The following is a 16,637-nucleotide window of genomic DNA, read 5'->3' on the forward strand; positions in this document are numbered from 1 at the left end:
ACTTATTAAAACTTATAGACAGCCATAAGTTTAAAAACTAAAATTATATATTATAAGTCACTGAAAAAAGGATGTGATTATTATAGAAAACAAAGATTTAATTATAAAAGAGTCTCACAGGAGAAGTGCAAGTTATGGTGTGAGAAAGGATGGGACTTTCTATAAAAGACTTGCAAATGAACAAGAATTAAATAAAATTTTACGAGAAAACGAAAATCTGTTAAATGTAGCAGTGCCTTATATAAATATGCTTCAATCTTCCATAGGAAATGAGGACTTTATAACCATACTTACAGATGAAAAGGGATGTATTCTTTACATAAATGGAAATGAAGATCTGCTTCATGAATTTAAAAAAAGAAACTTAACTTTGGGGGCTTATATGGATGAGGAAAGTATAGGCACTAATGCCATGGGGACAGCTATTAAAGAAGATAAGCCTATTCAAATAACAGCTACAGAGCACTATATAACAGCTTTTCAGACTCTAACATGCTTAGCATCTCCTATACATGATAAAGATGGGAAAATAATAGGTACATTAAATCTAACTGGGAGCTGTGATAAAAAAGACTATCAAAATCTTGGAGTAGTTATATTTTGTGTTAACATAATTGAAAATGAGATGAGAAGAGAAGAAGTCAAGAATAAAAAATATGAAGTTTTATATCAGACTAGAGAAAATAATACAGGTGCTTTCTATACTTTTGACAACATAATAGGTAGTAGTGAAGCAATGAAAAATGTTATAAATAAATGCAAAATAATAGCAAACAGTCCATCTACTATACTTATAGAAGGAGAGAGCGGTACAGGAAAAGAAATATTAGCTCAATCAATCCACAACTATAGTTATAGAAGAAACAATAGGTTTGTAGCAATTAACTGTGGCGCTATTCCTGCAAATATCATAGAAAGTGAGCTTTTTGGATATGAAGATGGAGCCTTTACAGGAGGAAGAAAAGGAGGAAAGGCAGGAAAATTTGAAGCTGCAAATGGAGGAACATTATTTTTAGATGAAGTAGGAGAGATGCCACTAGATATGCAGGTTAAGCTTTTGAGGGTACTCCAGGAAGGAAGAATAACGAGAGTTGGTGGATATAAAGAAATACCTATAGACATAAGAATAATAGCTGCAACAAATAGAGATCTGAAAAAAGAAATTGAAAATGGTACTTTTAGAGAAGATTTATACTATAGGCTTTGTGTTATTCCGATAATTGTGCCACCTCTTCGTGAAAGAAAAAAAGATATTGAAGAGCTAATAAATCATTTTCTAAAATCAAAGTCTGATAAATTAGGAAAGTCTTTGCCATTAATGGATAGAAACTTACTTAAGCTGTTTATTGATTATAAATGGCCAGGAAATATAAGAGAATTAGAAAATTCTATTGAAAGCTATGTTAATTTGGATGATGCCTTTAACTTTAATGTTAGGCTTGATGTAGAAATAGAAGAGAATGTGAATGATTCTAAAAATGTTTGTGAAAAAAATATTACATTGCACACTTTAGAACATATGGAGAGAAAAATGATAGAGAAAGCAATATTCTTTTTTGGTGGAAATATGACTAAAGCGGCTAAAAGTTTGGGAATAAGTAGAAATACATTGTATCTTAAAATAAAAAGATATAACATATAAGTGTCTTAATTTGATACATGTCCTAAAATGATACAATTAAATTTGGAAAGAAGTGTATTATTTTAGGACACATATTTATGCAAAAAATCACAAGACCATATGTTTTAAGGTTGTTAAAATTGGCACAAATTTTGCTATATAAATATATGTTAATAAAATAACAATATAATTTATATATGGGGAGGTTGTCAAAATGGCACGTTTTACATTACCAAGAGACATATATCATGGAAAGGGATCAATTGAAGTATTAAAGACATTAAAGGGAAAAAAAGCAATCATCGTTGTTGGTGGCGGCTCCATGAAGAGATTTGGATTTTTAGATAAGGTTGATAGTTATTTAAAAGAAGCTGGAATGGAAACAATGATATTTGAAGGTGTTGAACCAGACCCATCAGTAGAAACAGTTATGAAGGGTGCAGAAGCTATGAGAAGCTTTGAACCAGACTATATAGTAGCAATGGGTGGAGGATCTCCAATAGATGCAGCAAAAGCTATGTGGATTTTCTATGAATACCCAGAATTCACTTTTGAACAAGCAGTAGTACCTTTTGGACTACCAGAATTAAGACAAAAGGCTAAATTCGTAGCAATTCCATCTACAAGTGGTACAGCTACTGAAGTTACAGCTTTCTCAGTTATAACTGATTACAAAGCAAAAATAAAATATCCTTTAGCAGATTTCAATATAACTCCAGACATAGCTATAGTTGACCCAGACTTAGCTCAAACTATGCCTAAAAAGTTAGTTGCACATACTGGAATGGATGCATTAACTCATGCTATAGAAGCATATACTGCATCACTTAGATCAAATTTCTCAGACCCACTAGCAATGAAGGCTATAGAAATGGTAAAGGCTAACCTTATAAATTCATTTAGTGGAGATGAAGAAGCTAGAAACTTGATGCATGAAGCTCAATGTCTAGCTGGAATGGCATTCTCAAATGCATTACTTGGAATAGTTCACTCTATGGCTCACAAGACTGGTGCTGTATTCCACATTCCTCATGGATGCGCTAATGCTATATTTTTACCATATGTAATTCAATACAATAGAACTGAATGTGAAGATAGATACGCTGATATAGCTAGAGCATTAAAATTAAAAGGAGAAACTGATGCTGAGCTTACTGATTCATTAATCGATATGATAAATGGATTAAATGATGCTTTAGAAATACCTCATAGCATGAAAGAATATGGTATAACTGAAGAAGATTTCCTTGCAAACAAAGAATTTATAGCTCATAATGCTGTGTTAGATGCATGTACAGGATCTAATCCAAGATCAATAGATGACAGCACAATGGAAAAATTATTTGAATGCACATACTATGGAACTAAGGTTAACTTCTAAAATATAAATTATATATGTAGATGAAAAGATGATTTCTGTATCCAGAAATCATCTTTTTTTATATAAAACTACTAGTAGGTTCTTACAATAAAGGCACGGATTTTACAAGGAAAAATTTATATATTATAATGAACATAAAGTCATATAAAATAATGGGGGGAATTGGAGTGGGCGTTATATATGGAAAGTTATTTGGAACTCCTATAATTATGAAGGATAAAGAAGAAATACTTTTTCCTTATAATAAGGTTAAGGCGTTATTTTATTACTTATTAGTGAATAAACAGTGTAGCCGTGATGAACTTGCTGGACTTTTGTGGCCCGATGAAGAGGATAATACAGCAAAGAAGAATTTAAGGAATGCTATTTATAAGATAAAAAAATCCTTTGGTGAAGAAGTACTTATATCACCTAAAAAATCCATAGTGATGCTAAACACTCAGCTTGAAATCAAAACAGATATAGATGATTTTATTAATTCAGAAGATAATTGTCTTGAATTTTATAAAGGAGAATTTTTGCAGGGTTTTTTTGTAAAAAATGCTCAATGTTTTGAAGAGTGGACTATAAAAATGAGAGAGCATTTTAAAGAAACATACCGCAACAAATTGTATTATTATATAAACAATTCAAAGCAAGGATTTATAAATATAGACATAGAAAAATATGCGAAACTTTTAATACAATTGGATGAGTTTGATGAAAAGGCATATAGAACCCTCATGTTGTTTTATAAAGAAAACAGAAAATATGAAAAAGCGTTAAAGGTTTATGATAAACTATCAGGAATTTTAATGCAGGAACTTGGAATTGCCCCAGATGAGGAAACAAGAAATATATTAAATGAAATTTTGGAGAATTTAACCTTAAAAGAAGAAAGCTTAAAAGATGAAAAAAATACGAATTTCTACGGAAGAAAAACAGAAATGCAATTTTTGAAAAAGAATTTTCGGAATTTTCTTGCTGATAAAGAGGGTAAATCTGTAATTATAATAGGAGAGGCAGGAGTAGGAAAAACTGCTTTAAAAGAAAAATTTATCTCATCTATAGAAGATGATGTGTATATATTTCAAGCTGAATGCTATCAAGTAGAGAAAGTATATCTGTTAAAAACTTGGAATAGCATAATATCAAAGTTATCAGAGACCATAGAAAGTGAGAATATAAGTATACCGACCATTTGGACTCATATAATTTCGGCAATATTTCCAGAGATTTATAAGAGCGGGGAAAATAGCAATATAAAGCTTATAGAAAACATAGATACGCTAAAATATGAAGTGGTAGGAGATGCTCTTGTTGAGCTCTTAAAAAAGGTTACAGAAAAGAAAAAAGTAATATTTGTATTTGAAGACATACAATGGATGGATGCAATGAGCTTATCACTTTTAAGCAGTATAATATTTCATCAATATAGAAGTAACATAATATTTATAGCAACTTGCAGAAATGAATATGACGAAAATGTGGATGGATTTATGACTTCAATGAATAATTATAATAAGGTTATAACCTTAAATCTTAATCGTTTTACTAGGGAAGAGATGGAAGATCTTATAAGATGCTCTGTGCCAAATTATAAAATTACTAAAGAACTAATAAAGAAAATGTACGATGAAACAGAAGGAAATGCCTTTTTTATAAATGAGTATCTGAATGCTATAAAATCAGGCAATGATATAAACATAATGTCTTCTAAAATGCAGGATGTTTTAAAAAGCAGATTTTTAGATGTATCAGAAGAAGGAAGGAAGATATTAAATATAGCTTCATTATTTTTTGATGAGATAAATATAGACATACTTATAAAACTCACGGGAAAAGAAGAACTTGAACTTATGGATATAATAGAAGAACTTGAACATAAATTTATACTAAAAGATATTACTGAAAATGGAACTGTAAGCTTTAAATTCACGCACCAAAAACTGAGAGAGTTTGTGTATTTAAAGCAGTCAGAAGGAAGAAAAAAAATACTTCACAATAAAATAGCAAAACTACTGGAAAAAACTTTAAAAAATAATAAAGGCGATATAAACATGTACCATAAACTTATATATCATTACACTAATGCTGGAAATGATATCGAAGCATTAAATTATAAGATAAAAAGCTTAAATTATTATTTGAATTTTAGTCACGAACTTTTTCCTATAGTAAATAGTCATGAATCAGATGGATATAAGGGTGCTTATTTCAGCAAAAAACAAACAATTTCATCATTGAAAGACATAGAAAAAGTATTAAAAGAAGTTAAGAAAAAAGAAGGTAGTAATGAAGAAATTAAAGAAATCGAAATAGCTTTTCTTCATATGAAGGGCAGATATTTAATAAGAGAAGGTGACTACGAAGAAGGGACAAGTATTATCCAGGATATGATTGAAAAGTCCATTGAAATAGGGGATAGAGACTATGCACTAGAGGGATACAAACAAATAATATATTATTGTATACAAACAAATAATATAGAAGTTATGATGAAGTATGTAAGCCTTGCTCTAAATTTAGCTGTTGAGTGTAACTATCATAAGGAAACAGGGATTCTTTTGAGATTAAAGGGACTATACAAGATAATGTGTGGAGAATATAAGGAAGCTGAAGAACTTTTAAATGAATCTATAAGTATATTTAATATAACAAAAGAAGTTGCTGATAGATATTCACTTAATATAGCAGCGGCATATAACTATATTGGTGAAATAAGACGTGTTAATATGAAATTCTCTGAAGCAATAAAGTATTATGATAAAGCTATAGCGATATGTGAAGATAAGAAAGCTCTTAGCAGTTTATCTGTTTTTAATATAAATGCAGGTCAGGCAGCATTTGATATGGGTGATTACAAAAGATCGAAGGAATATTTTGAAAAGGCATTTAGTCTTTACAAACAATATGATTCAATATGGAGACGTTCTATAGTCGAAGCTTTTATGTCATTACTTTATGTAAAAGAAGGGAAATATAATGAAGCCCTTAAATATTTAAAAAGTGCAGATATGCATTCCCAGAAGATAAGAAATCCACATGAAGTTGGCATAGTATTCAGAGTGAAAGCAGAAATACGAATGAGCATGGAAAAAAATGAAGCTCTTAATAAAGTATTTCTTAGATATTTGAATAAAGATAAAGATTATTATTGTGAAGAAGGAATAAGTTTTTTGAAGAATTCTAGAGATAACTATGAGATAGAAGTCATTAATAGTATGAGAAAAAATATATAAAGTTATAGACGTTTTATAGACGTTTTGGAGGCAATAAATCTAATTTATTGCCTTCAATATTTAATAAAATATAAAAATACATAGAAAAAATAGAGAAAGATAGGTCTGCTTTATTGAAGTAAAGTTATAAATTGTAAAAATAAATATATTTTTTAAAATATGTAAATAGACGATAAGCTGACGAAGTATTGATATAATTATAATAAAATAAAAAGACATATATAAATAAAATTATATAGTAAGAAGATTAGTTACCATATTGCAAATAAGTCAGGGCATAAACATTTACATCTTTACACAGGGGGGAAATAATGATGAAAGAGCTAAAGGAAATTATTTTAAATGGAAACGATTTAACTTTAGAAGATATGGTGTCAGTAGCTAGAAGGGGACTAAAAGTATCTCTTAGTGAAGAAGCCATAAAGAATGTTTTAGCTTCAAGAAAAATTATAGATGACATAGTTGAAAATGGGAAAACTGTATATGGGGTAACTACAGGTTTCGGAGAATTTTGTAATGTAACTATATCAAAAGAAGACTGTAAAAGTCTTCAAGAAAATCTTATAAGATCACATGCTTGTGGCTATGGTCCTAAATTTCCAAAAGATACTGTAAGAGCGATAATGGTTGCTAGAGCCAATGCATTATCTAAAGGATATTCAGGAATAAGATTAGAAACTTTAAACACATTGATAGATATGCTTAATAAAGGAGTACATCCATTAATACCTGAAAAGGGGTCTTTAGGAGCATCAGGAGATTTAGCGCCTCTTGCTCATATGGTTCTTCCTATGCTTGGACTTGGAGAAGCAGAATATAATGGTGAGATTCTACAAGGAAAAGAGGCTATGGATAGAGCTGGGATACCTGTAATAGAATTAGATGCAAAGGAAGGGCTTGCTCTTATAAATGGTACTCAGGTACTCACAGCTGCCGGAGCATTAGCAACTTATGATGCAATAAAGCTTTTAAAAGTAAGCGACATTGCAGCAGCATTAACTATGGAAGCTTTAAGAGGTATAACAGATGCTTTTGATGAAAGAATCCATATAATAAGAGCACATGAAGGTCAATTAGCTACTGCAAGAAATATATTAAAATTAGTAGATGAAAGTACTTATGTAACACGTCAAGGACAACTTAGGGTACAGGATGCTTATTCTATAAGATGTGTGCCACAAATTCATGGGGCAAGCAAAGATACAATAAATTATGTTAAGAATAAAGTTGAAATAGAAATAAACTCTGTTACAGATAATCCTATAATAACAAGAGAAGGCGATGTAATATCAGGGGGGAATTTCCATGGTGAACCTATGGCATTAAGTTTTGACTTCTTAGGTATCGGGGCAGCTGAAATTGCAGATGTATCTGAGAGAAGACTTGAAAGACTTATAAACCATCAATTAAATGATTTACCAGCTTTTCTTGCTAAGCATGGAGGACTAAACTCTGGGTTTATGATAACTCAATATGCTGCAGCTGCATTAGTATCGGAAAATAAAATACTTGCTCATCCTGCATCAGTAGACTCAATTCCATCATCAGCAAATCAGGAAGACCTCGTAAGTATGGGAACAATAGCTGCAAGGACTGCTAGAGATATAATAAAGAATGCAGAAAGAGTTGTAGCTACAGAAATAATGGCTGCATGTCAGGCAATAGACTTTAGAAAAGAAGATAATATGAGACTTGGCAAGGGAACTAGTGAAGCATATAAGGTTGTACGACAATCTATAGATTTTATTGAAAATGATAAAGACATAGAAATGTACAAATACCTTGACAAGGCTACGGAACTTATAGAAAATGGTTCTTTATTAGAATCTGTAGAAGAAAAAATAGCTTTAGAATATTAAAGATTAGTATATAGATGTATAAGTAAATATTTTATATTAAACTATATTATAAAAGGACTGCATCAATGCTCGGAGTGCTTGGCATTGATGCGGTCTTTTACTATTTTATTAAGAATTCAGCGTCTATAAAAAGGCTGTTGTAAATGGTTAAATATTTAATAAATACAAAAAATAGACGTTTTGTTGATGTATGGAAGATATAATTAAGAGGAATTTAGCATTAAACAAATATAAAATTAAGTTTTGAGAATTGAGGAGGAATGAATCATGGCAAAACTAGTTGAATGTGTACCTAATTTTAGTGAAGGCAGAAATAAAGAAGTAGTCGAAAAAATAGTTGATGAAGTTAGAAAAATAGACGGTGTAAAACTATTAGACTATTCAAGTGATGAGGACCATAACAGAAGCGTTATTACAATGATAGGAGCTCCTGAGAAAATAAAGGAAGCAGTATTAAATGCCTCTAAGGTTGCTATAGGACTTATAGATATGTCTAAACATCAAGGAGCTCACCCAAGAATGGGAGCAGTTGATGTCATACCATTTACTCCTGTATCAGATATAACAATGGAAGAATGTATAGAATTAGCTAAAGAAGTTGCAGGGGAATTTGGAAAATTAGATATTCCAGTATATCTATATGAAGAGGCTGCAACAAAGCCTGAAAGAAAAAATCTTGCAGACATAAGAAAAGGTCAATATGAAGGTTTCTTTGAAAAGATTTCAGGAGAAAACTGGAAACCTGATTTTGGACCTCAAGTTATGAACATAAAGAGTGGTTGTTCAGCAATAGGTGCAAGAGTTCCTCTTGTAGCTTTTAATGTAAATCTTGGCACAAATGATGTGGAAATAGCAAAAGCTATAGCAAAGAAAGTTAGATTTATAGGCGGCGGATTGCGTTTTGTGAAAGCTATAGGATTAAAGCTTGAAGAAAGAAATATTGTACAAGTTTCTATGAATCTTGTAAATTATGAAAAGACATCAGTTTATAGAGCATTTGAAATGGTAAAGATGGAAGCTAAAAGATATGGGGTTCCAGTAGTAGGAAGTGAAGTAATAGGAACAGTACCTATGAGAGCATTGTTAGATTGTGCAGAATATTATTTGCAGATAGAAAACTTTGATATAAATCAAATACTAGAAAAGAGACTTCTTGAATAGTAGAAAAAATAAGCATGATTAAAAGGTGATTTTAATATTTGATATAGGTTAAATATTTATAATGGAGGAAAAGAAATGCTTAGAGATAAAACTGTAAAAGAGTTTATATATGAAACTTCATCTGAATCTCCAGCACCAGGAGGAGGAAGTATTGCAGCATTAAGTGCTGCTTCGTCTGCTGCACTTATTGAGATGGTTGCAAATTTAACAATAGGTAAAAAAGGCTATGAAGATGTGAGAGAAGAGATGGAAAATGTAAGGGCTAAGGCTTCTAGCTACAAAGAGAAATTTATTAATTATATAGATGAAGATTCAGATTCATTTAACAAAATAATGGCTGCTTTTAAAATGCCAAAGGATACAGAAAAGGAAAAAGAAGAGAGAAAGAAAGAAATCCAAGCTGCATATAAAGAGGCTGCAGAAGTTCCTTTAAATGTGGGTAAAAATGCTTTTCAATTGTTAGAATTAGCGGAAAAGATTATAACAAGAGGAAATCATAATGCGGTGACAGATGGTGCCGTCGCGGCAATGTCTGCAAGAACTGCTGTATATTCCGCTTTTTACAATGTGAAAATAAATTTAGGATCTATAAAAGATGAAGAATTTGTTAAACATGCAAAAGAAGAAATAAATCTTATAGAATCTAAATTAGATAATATAGAAAAGAGCATATTATCTAAGGTTAAACTTTAATTTATAGTCTGGAAAATTTCATTTATTTGCCACTACTAAAATGTAAAGAAAATTACAATACTAAAAGTATAAAATTAATTGTATGGTGGTGATGTTATGAAAAGATCCAGACTTTTTATATTTTTTGTTATTATTATTTTATTTTTTCCTTATATTAGAATAGCTGACGCGGAAGAACTGGAAAGCGTTTCGTGCATCAACAATTATAATATGCTAGTGTGGGATGAAGGCGTCACAGATAGAAGTTATAGAATGGTTCCAGAAAAGGTAGTATACTTGACTTTTGATGATGGTCCTTCCGTAAACAATACTTCAAGAATTCTTAATATATTGAGAGACAACAATGTAAATGCTACATTTTTTGTTGTTGGAACTAAAGTAAAAAGTCATCCGGATATTGTAAAGCGTATGTATATGGATAATATGTCAATAGCACCTCATTGTAATAATCATGATTATAAAAAGGTATATAAATCTAAGGATAGCTTTTTTGAAGATTATTATTCTTGTATGGCATCTATAAGATCAGTGACAAATGAAAAGGTAAAGAATTTTGTAAGGATGCCAGGAGGGTCAACTAATACTATCTGTAGGACTGATGTTATGAAAGATATAAAAGGTGAGCTTAGAGAGAAAGACATATATTATATAGACTGGAATGTAAGTTCTGGGGATGCATCAGCGTATAAGGTTCCAAAGGATAAAATAGAAAAAAATATAGTAGAGTATTCAAAGGGATGGAATACAATAGTAATTTTAATGCATGATGCAGAGGCTAAGACTACAACTGTAGATGCTCTGCCAAATGTAATAAAGTATTTCAAGGATAACGGATATGCCTTTAGAACTTTAGATGATATGAGCAAAATAGAACTTAATAAGATGATAAAGTTCGGAATTGTAAACAAGTAAAAAAATTATGAAATACTGAGCCCTTAAATAATCTTACAAACCTATAAAAATAAAATTTTTGTGATGCTTATGACATTTTATATGGCTAGCATCACAAAATTTTTTATATTAACTACAATATAATATCCAAAGTATAAAAATTAAACATATTTACTTTTTATGGAGGATTTTAATTATCTGATAATGTTAGATAATTTTTATTTTTTAAGATTTGTTCATCTTTTTTTGAAAATGATAGATATTTTTTTAACTCATTATTAGAGCCTGTAAAAGGAGTCTGTGTGAGTAATACTTTAAAAACAGACGGTTTAAGATAATCGAAATGAATTCCTGTTAAGAACCCTATATAGTATGATTGCTTTTTTAGTGCTATAGAAAGTGTAATCATAGCAGTTTCTAAAGAATTATAATGATTATTAAGAAGAAAAGTTGCAATACTGTATGAACTTCTAAAGGTTCCATGATAGACACAAGAGCATAGGCTTAAGTCTTCAGGATTTTTTATAATGTAATGCAGTGATACATTTATCTCTTGAGTATTTTTGTCTAAATTCATTTTCATAATAGATGTATGGATAGTATGGTTTGTGAAATGGTACATATATATAGGCTTATCTATATCAAAAATCATATCAGTAAGTGTCTTTTTCTTAATTTCTTTATAGGGAAGAAATTGTTTTATGTTAACTTCTAAAATTTCTGCAATTTTAAATAAAGTTAATATATCAACAACGATTGTACCTGATTCGTATTTGGATAAAGTAGCTTTGCTTTTATGAATATGCATTGCTAGAGTTTCTAACTTCATTTCCTTTTTTTTACGATAAAATCGTATCTGTTCTCCAAGCCATGCAGGTAAATAAAAATCAGTAATGGTACTGGTTTCTATATCATTTGTTTGGAGCTCATTTTTGTCGTTGATCATCTTTATACCTCCCCCATTATAGATGTTTGAAATGTCTTATATATTAAAATAAAGTGAGACAAAGTTGTAAATATGAAAAATAGAATGGATATGTTAATTAATAAAAATATATCACGTTTTTATATGTCAATCAACAAAATGAATAGTATAGTAATAAAAATATATGATATTAAGAATATAAAATTTGCTGAAAATTCGTTAAAAATTTTGTTAAATAAAAAATTACTTATTAAACATGAAAAAAATAGTAATGAAAAGAAACTTTTGGCTGGTAAGAATCTACTTATAGGAAACAATAAGGTATTTGTTGTTTTTTTTAAGTATGGGTATGATTTAATCAACGACAGCTTGGAAAGGTTTTCAAAACATAAATAAAATCAATATATTATGCAATATGAAAATATAAATAAAAAAAGGAGAGATAAGTATGACAATGGTATTTGAACAAATGGATCTTTATGGACATGAGCAAATAGTATTTGGAAGGGATGATTCTGTAGGATTGAAATGCATTATCGCAATTCATGACACTACTCTAGGACCAGCACTTGGTGGAACACGTTTCTGGAATTATGAAAGTGAAGAAGCTGCCCTATATGACGTACTTCGCCTTTCAAGAGGAATGACTTACAAAAATGCTGCATGTGGACTTGCTAATGGCGGCGGAAAAGCCGTAATATGGGGAGATCCAAAGAAGTTAAAGAGCCGTGAATTCTGGCATGCTTACGGAAGAATTGTTGATGGATTAAATGGAAACTTTATTACAGCAGAAGATGTAAATACTAATACACAGGATATTGCATATATACATGAAGTGACTAATTGCATTACAGGGACTGAAGAATTAAGCGGGAATCCTTCTCCATATACTGCAAGAGGAACATGGAGAGGAATGAAGGCTGGAGCAAAAGTTAAATTTGGTAGTGACAGTCTTAAGAATAGAGTGATTATGGTTCAAGGACTTGGAAATGTAGGGTATGGAGTTGCTGAATTAGCACATTCTGAAGGCGCAATTTTGAAAGTCTATGATATAAATGAAGAAGCTGTAAAAAGAGCTGTAAAAGAATTGGGAGCTGTTTCTATTCCTGCAGAGGAAGTTATATCTACAGAATGTGATATCTTTGCTCCATGTGCTTTAGGAGCTGTCTTAAATATCAAAAATGTGCATGATTTAAAGTGTAAACTTGTATGTGGATGTGCTAATAATGTTTTAGTGGATGCTGAAACAGGTGAAGAACTCCAAAAATTAGGTATTCTTTATGCACCAGATTATATTGTAAATGCAGGTGGAGTTTTAAACTGCGGTGCTGAAATAAGTGAAGAAGGATACAACAAAGAAAGAGTAATTGAGTTAGTAGATAGAATTTATGATACTACTCTTGAAATTTTTGAAATTGCTGAGAAGAATGGAGTTACTACTTACGAGGCAGCCGAAACATTTGCAGAAGCAATTCTAGCTAAAGGAAAAAAATAAGACTTTTGAAATATAGATAAATCTATGGAGTGGAGTGATATAAGTGATTACTGAGGACAAGCGAATAAGAATTATTGCAGGACATTATGGAAGTGGAAAGACGGAGTTCGCTGTAAATTATGCAGTTGCTTTAAGTAAATTGAAAAAGAAAGTTGCTCTAGCAGATTTAGATGTTGTAAATGTTTATTTTAGAAGCAGAGAGCGGAAACAAGAATTAGAGGATTTGGGGATTGAAGTTATATCATCCTCATTGATTCAGAACAATTGTGATATTCCGGCAATATCAGCCAGAGTGGTCGCTGTAGTTCACGATCCATCCATAGATTATGTGGTAGATTTAGGTGGAAATGATGTGGGCGTACTCGCATTAGCAAGATTAAGTCCATATCTGACACCGGAAAATAGCGATTTCTTCATGATAGTAAATACAAAACGCCCAGATACATCAGATGTAGAGGGCATCTTGAAACAAAAAGAATCTTTAGAAAAAGCAGCTGGCATGGCTATTACAGGATTTGTGCTAAATACAAATCTAATACATGAAACTACAGCTGAAAATATAATTAAAGGAAATAAGATTCTTCAAGAAGCAAGCAAAATTTCAAAGATTCCTATAAGATACACATCTTATGTAAAAGAAGAGGTTGATATAAATCAAAAGGAAGTGACAGGTGAGTTATTTGCTATGAAATATTATATGAGGGAAGAATGGTATTGAAACATTTGACAGGAGGTACTTGATATGAAAAAAATAGTATTCCAGGTTAATGAAGAGTACTGTAAGGGGTGTGGACTATGTGTTGTTGTCTGTCCTAAAAAAATATTAGAACTATCAGCAGAAAGAACAAATTCAAAAGGATACAACCCTATGCAGATAATAAATGTAGATGAATGTATTGGATGCTTAAGCTGTGCAATGATGTGTCCAGATGTAGCTATACAAATTGAGAAGATTGACTGAAAGGAGGAGAGTGTTATATGACAAAGGTATTAATGAAAGGAAATGAGGCAGTAGCAAAAGCTGCAATAGAAGCAGGCTGTCGTCTCTTTGCAGGATACCCAATTACTCCTCAAAATGAGGTTCCGGAATATTTTGCAAAAGAATTACCTAAGGTTGGAGGAGTTTTCATTCAAGCAGAAAGTGAAGTTGCAGCAATTAATATGATTTATGGTGCAGCAGCAGCTGGAGCTAGAGCGATGACATCATCATCTTCACCAGGTATCGCATTAAAACAAGAAGGTATTGGATATCTTACAAAGGCTGAAATGCCAGCAGTAATTGTAAATATGATGCGTGGAGGTCCAGGACTTGGAGGAATTCAGCCATCTCAGAGTGACTACCATATGTGTGTGAAAGGCGGGGCTAATGGAGATTATCACAATATAGTTTTAGCTCCTGGAAACTTGCAAGAAGCAGTTGATTTGATAATGGAGGGGTTTGAATTAGCAGATGCATATAGAACTCCAGTTATCATTTTAGCAGATGGAATGATAGGTCAAATGATGGAGCCAGTTGAGTTCCGTCAGCCAAAGAAAAGGGAGCTTCCACCAAAAGATTGGGCGCTTACAGGGAAAAATGGTGGAGAAAAGCATTGTGTACTAAATCTTGAAATGGAACCATTAGATTTAGAGGCATTTAATGTTAGAATGTATAAAAAATATAAAGAGATAGAAGAGAAAGAACAGCTTTGGGAAGAATATATGATGGAGGATGCGGAATATGCATTTGTAGCCTATGGAACTGCAGCTCGTGTTGTAAAGAGTGCGATAGGAAGCCTTCGTAAAGAAGGATACAAAATAGGATACATTCGTCCTAAGAGCTTATGGCCATTCCCGGTAAAAGCTTTTGAAAATAGGGGAAATAATATTAAAAAATATATTTGTGTTGAACTTAGTATGGGACAGATGGTAGATGACGTATGTCTTGCATGCAATGATAAAAATATGGTTGAATTCATTGGAAGGACAGGTGGAATTGTCATAAAACCACAGGAAGTTATAGAATTTGCTAAGAGAATAATGGGAGGTGTGAAATAATGGCTGTGTTATTTAGACGCACAAGAGGACTAGAAGAAGTCCAGACACATTATTGCCCAGGATGCTCTCACGGAATTGTGCATCGGTTATTAGCGGAAGTTTTAGAAGAAATGGGAGAGATTGATAATGCAATAGCCATTTCACCAGTTGGATGTGCTGTATTTGCATATAAATACTTTGCTTTTGATGGTATTCAAGCTGCTCATGGAAGGGCACCAGCGACAGCAACAGGAATAAAACGTGTACACCCAGACAAACTTCTAATCTCTTATCAAGGAGATGGAGACTTAGCATCTATAGGAGCTGCTGAAATTGTTCATGCAGCAGCAAGAGGAGAAAAAATTACAACGATTTTTATTAATAATGGTATTTATGGAATGACTGGAGGCCAGATGGCACCGACAACTCTTCCGGGTATGAGAGCAACAACAGCTCCTTTAGGTAGAGACGTAAACATACAAGGATATCCTATACGTGTGTCAGAAATGCTGTCTACACTTGATGGATCAGCTTACATTGAGCGTGTTGCTGTTAATTCACCAGCTAATATTATAAAAGCAAAAAAGGCAATAAGAAAAGCCTTAGAAACACAAAAGGCAGGAATTGGATTCTCTATGGTAGAGGTTTTAAGTAGTTGCCCTACAAACTGGGGAAAAAACCCGGTTGATTCTCTCAATTTTGTGAAAGAAAAGATGATTCCTTATTATCCTTTAGGTGTTTTCAAAGATAAGCAAAAGGAGGAGTAATGCCATGACAGATACTCGTATGATTTGTGCAGGATTTGGTGGACAAGGTGTAATGAGCCTTGGAATGCTCTTCACATATGCAGGAATGATTGAAAATAAGCAGGTTACATGGTGTCCTTCATACGGACCAGAGATGCGTGGAGGATCTGCAAACTGCTCAGTTACTGTGTCTGATGAAGAGATAGGATCACCATTAATTTCTAATGATGCCACAGTGGTTGTTATTATGAATAGGGCATCTATAAAATTCATTAAGGATTTACGACCTGGTGGATATGCATTCTTAAACTCAAGTTTAGTTTCAGATGAAGTTAAGCGTGATGACATTACAGTATATAAAATTCCAGTTAATGATATAGCTTCAGAACTTGGAAACACTAAGTTAGCCAATATTGTTATGCTTGGTGCTGTAAATGAAATTTTGCATATTGTAGATTCTGAGTCAATTGTTGAAGCATTTAGAAAAGTTTTTGGGGCAACGAAAGAAAAATTTATACCTCAAAACAAAATGGCTATGCAAAAAGGAATGGAGTATGCACAAAATTTAAAATAAAATTGATTTTCAGTAGTGGTAAAAATCAATTTGAATTAAGAGATTTTCATTTTT

15 protein-coding genes are annotated in these 16,637 nt (G+C 31.8%); 14 read left to right on the forward strand and 1 reads right to left on the reverse strand.

All coding sequences use genetic code 11. The annotated features are described in order from the left end of the window. Positions 1–73 precede the first annotated feature (73 nt). The 7 genes from KQH81_RS06230 (at position 74) to KQH81_RS06260 (ending at position 10,848) form a co-directional block, all read left to right on the forward strand. Positions 74–1,642 (forward strand): sigma-54 interaction domain-containing protein, encoded by a 1,569-nt coding sequence (locus tag KQH81_RS06230; protein ID WP_407647341.1) that lies wholly within the window; start codon positions 74–76, stop codon positions 1,640–1,642. A 193-nt stretch (positions 1,643–1,835) separates the two neighbouring features. Further along, positions 1,836–3,002, forward strand: coding sequence for an iron-containing alcohol dehydrogenase (locus tag KQH81_RS06235; RefSeq protein ID WP_027637871.1), 1,167 nt, complete (start codon positions 1,836–1,838; stop codon positions 3,000–3,002). A 128-nt stretch (positions 3,003–3,130) separates the two neighbouring features. Next, positions 3,131–6,223 carry an AAA family ATPase gene (locus tag KQH81_RS06240; RefSeq protein ID WP_230029112.1) on the forward strand — a complete coding sequence of 1,031 codons (3,093 nt, stop codon included), beginning with the start codon at positions 3,131–3,133 and terminating at the stop codon, positions 6,221–6,223. Between the two features lie 314 nt (positions 6,224–6,537). After that, positions 6,538–8,082 (forward strand): histidine ammonia-lyase, encoded by a 1,545-nt coding sequence (gene hutH, locus KQH81_RS06245; RefSeq protein WP_074844483.1) that lies wholly within the window; start codon positions 6,538–6,540, stop codon positions 8,080–8,082. A 267-nt stretch (positions 8,083–8,349) separates the two neighbouring features. Beyond that, the gene (ftcD, locus tag KQH81_RS06250; protein ID WP_230029113.1) at positions 8,350–9,243 is read left to right on the forward strand and encodes a glutamate formimidoyltransferase; all 894 of its coding nucleotides are present in this window, start codon (positions 8,350–8,352) and stop codon (positions 9,241–9,243) included. 75 nt (positions 9,244–9,318) lie between these two features. Continuing rightward, positions 9,319–9,936 (forward strand): cyclodeaminase/cyclohydrolase family protein, encoded by a 618-nt coding sequence (locus KQH81_RS06255; protein ID WP_027637875.1) that lies wholly within the window; start codon positions 9,319–9,321, stop codon positions 9,934–9,936. Between the two features lie 96 nt (positions 9,937–10,032). After that, on the forward strand, positions 10,033–10,848 hold the full coding sequence (locus KQH81_RS06260; protein WP_230029114.1) for a polysaccharide deacetylase family protein: 816 nt from the start codon (positions 10,033–10,035) through the stop codon (positions 10,846–10,848). Positions 10,849–11,017: 169 nt separating this feature from the next. On the opposite strand, the gene KQH81_RS06265 is transcribed toward KQH81_RS06260, so the two are convergent. Then, a complete protein-coding gene (locus KQH81_RS06265; RefSeq protein ID WP_027637877.1) occupies positions 11,018–11,773 on the reverse strand; it encodes a helix-turn-helix domain-containing protein in 756 nt (251 codons plus the stop codon). 84 nt (positions 11,774–11,857) lie between these two features. Between KQH81_RS06265 and KQH81_RS06270 the strand changes: the two genes are divergently transcribed. From KQH81_RS06270 to KQH81_RS06300, 7 genes are read left to right on the forward strand one after another with little or no spacing between them, the layout of a single operon-like run. Beyond that, positions 11,858–12,148, forward strand: a complete 291-nt coding sequence (locus KQH81_RS06270; RefSeq protein WP_230029115.1) for a hypothetical protein — start codon at positions 11,858–11,860, stop codon at positions 12,146–12,148. Between the two features lie 52 nt (positions 12,149–12,200). Beyond that, entirely contained in the window at positions 12,201–13,247 is a 1,047-nt protein-coding gene (locus tag KQH81_RS06275) for a Glu/Leu/Phe/Val family dehydrogenase (protein WP_035770395.1), read from the forward strand. Positions 13,248–13,290: 43 nt separating this feature from the next. Beyond that, complete coding sequence (locus KQH81_RS06280) at positions 13,291–13,965, forward strand: nucleotide-binding protein (protein WP_027637879.1); 675 nt, start codon at positions 13,291–13,293, stop codon at positions 13,963–13,965. A gap of 24 nt (positions 13,966–13,989) precedes the next feature. Then, positions 13,990–14,208 carry a 4Fe-4S dicluster domain-containing protein gene (locus KQH81_RS06285; protein WP_027637880.1) on the forward strand — a complete coding sequence of 73 codons (219 nt, stop codon included), beginning with the start codon at positions 13,990–13,992 and terminating at the stop codon, positions 14,206–14,208. Positions 14,209–14,225: 17 nt separating this feature from the next. Beyond that, positions 14,226–15,284: a 3-methyl-2-oxobutanoate dehydrogenase subunit VorB gene (gene vorB / locus KQH81_RS06290; protein ID WP_027637881.1), complete on the forward strand. Its 1,059-nt coding sequence runs from the start codon at positions 14,226–14,228 to the stop codon at positions 15,282–15,284. Continuing rightward, a complete protein-coding gene (locus tag KQH81_RS06295; RefSeq protein ID WP_027637882.1) occupies positions 15,284–16,030 on the forward strand; it encodes a thiamine pyrophosphate-dependent enzyme in 747 nt (248 codons plus the stop codon). The genes vorB and KQH81_RS06295 overlap by 1 nt, the downstream gene beginning before the upstream one ends. Before the next feature lie 4 nt (positions 16,031–16,034). Beyond that, positions 16,035–16,583, forward strand: a complete 549-nt coding sequence (locus tag KQH81_RS06300) for a 2-oxoacid:acceptor oxidoreductase family protein (protein ID WP_027637883.1) — start codon at positions 16,035–16,037, stop codon at positions 16,581–16,583. The last annotated feature ends 54 nt before the right edge of the window (positions 16,584–16,637 follow it).

It is taken from the genome of Clostridium cadaveris (genome assembly GCF_020911725.1).
In the GTDB taxonomy this organism is placed as follows: domain Bacteria; phylum Bacillota; class Clostridia; order Clostridiales; family Clostridiaceae; genus Clostridium_X; species Clostridium_X cadaveris.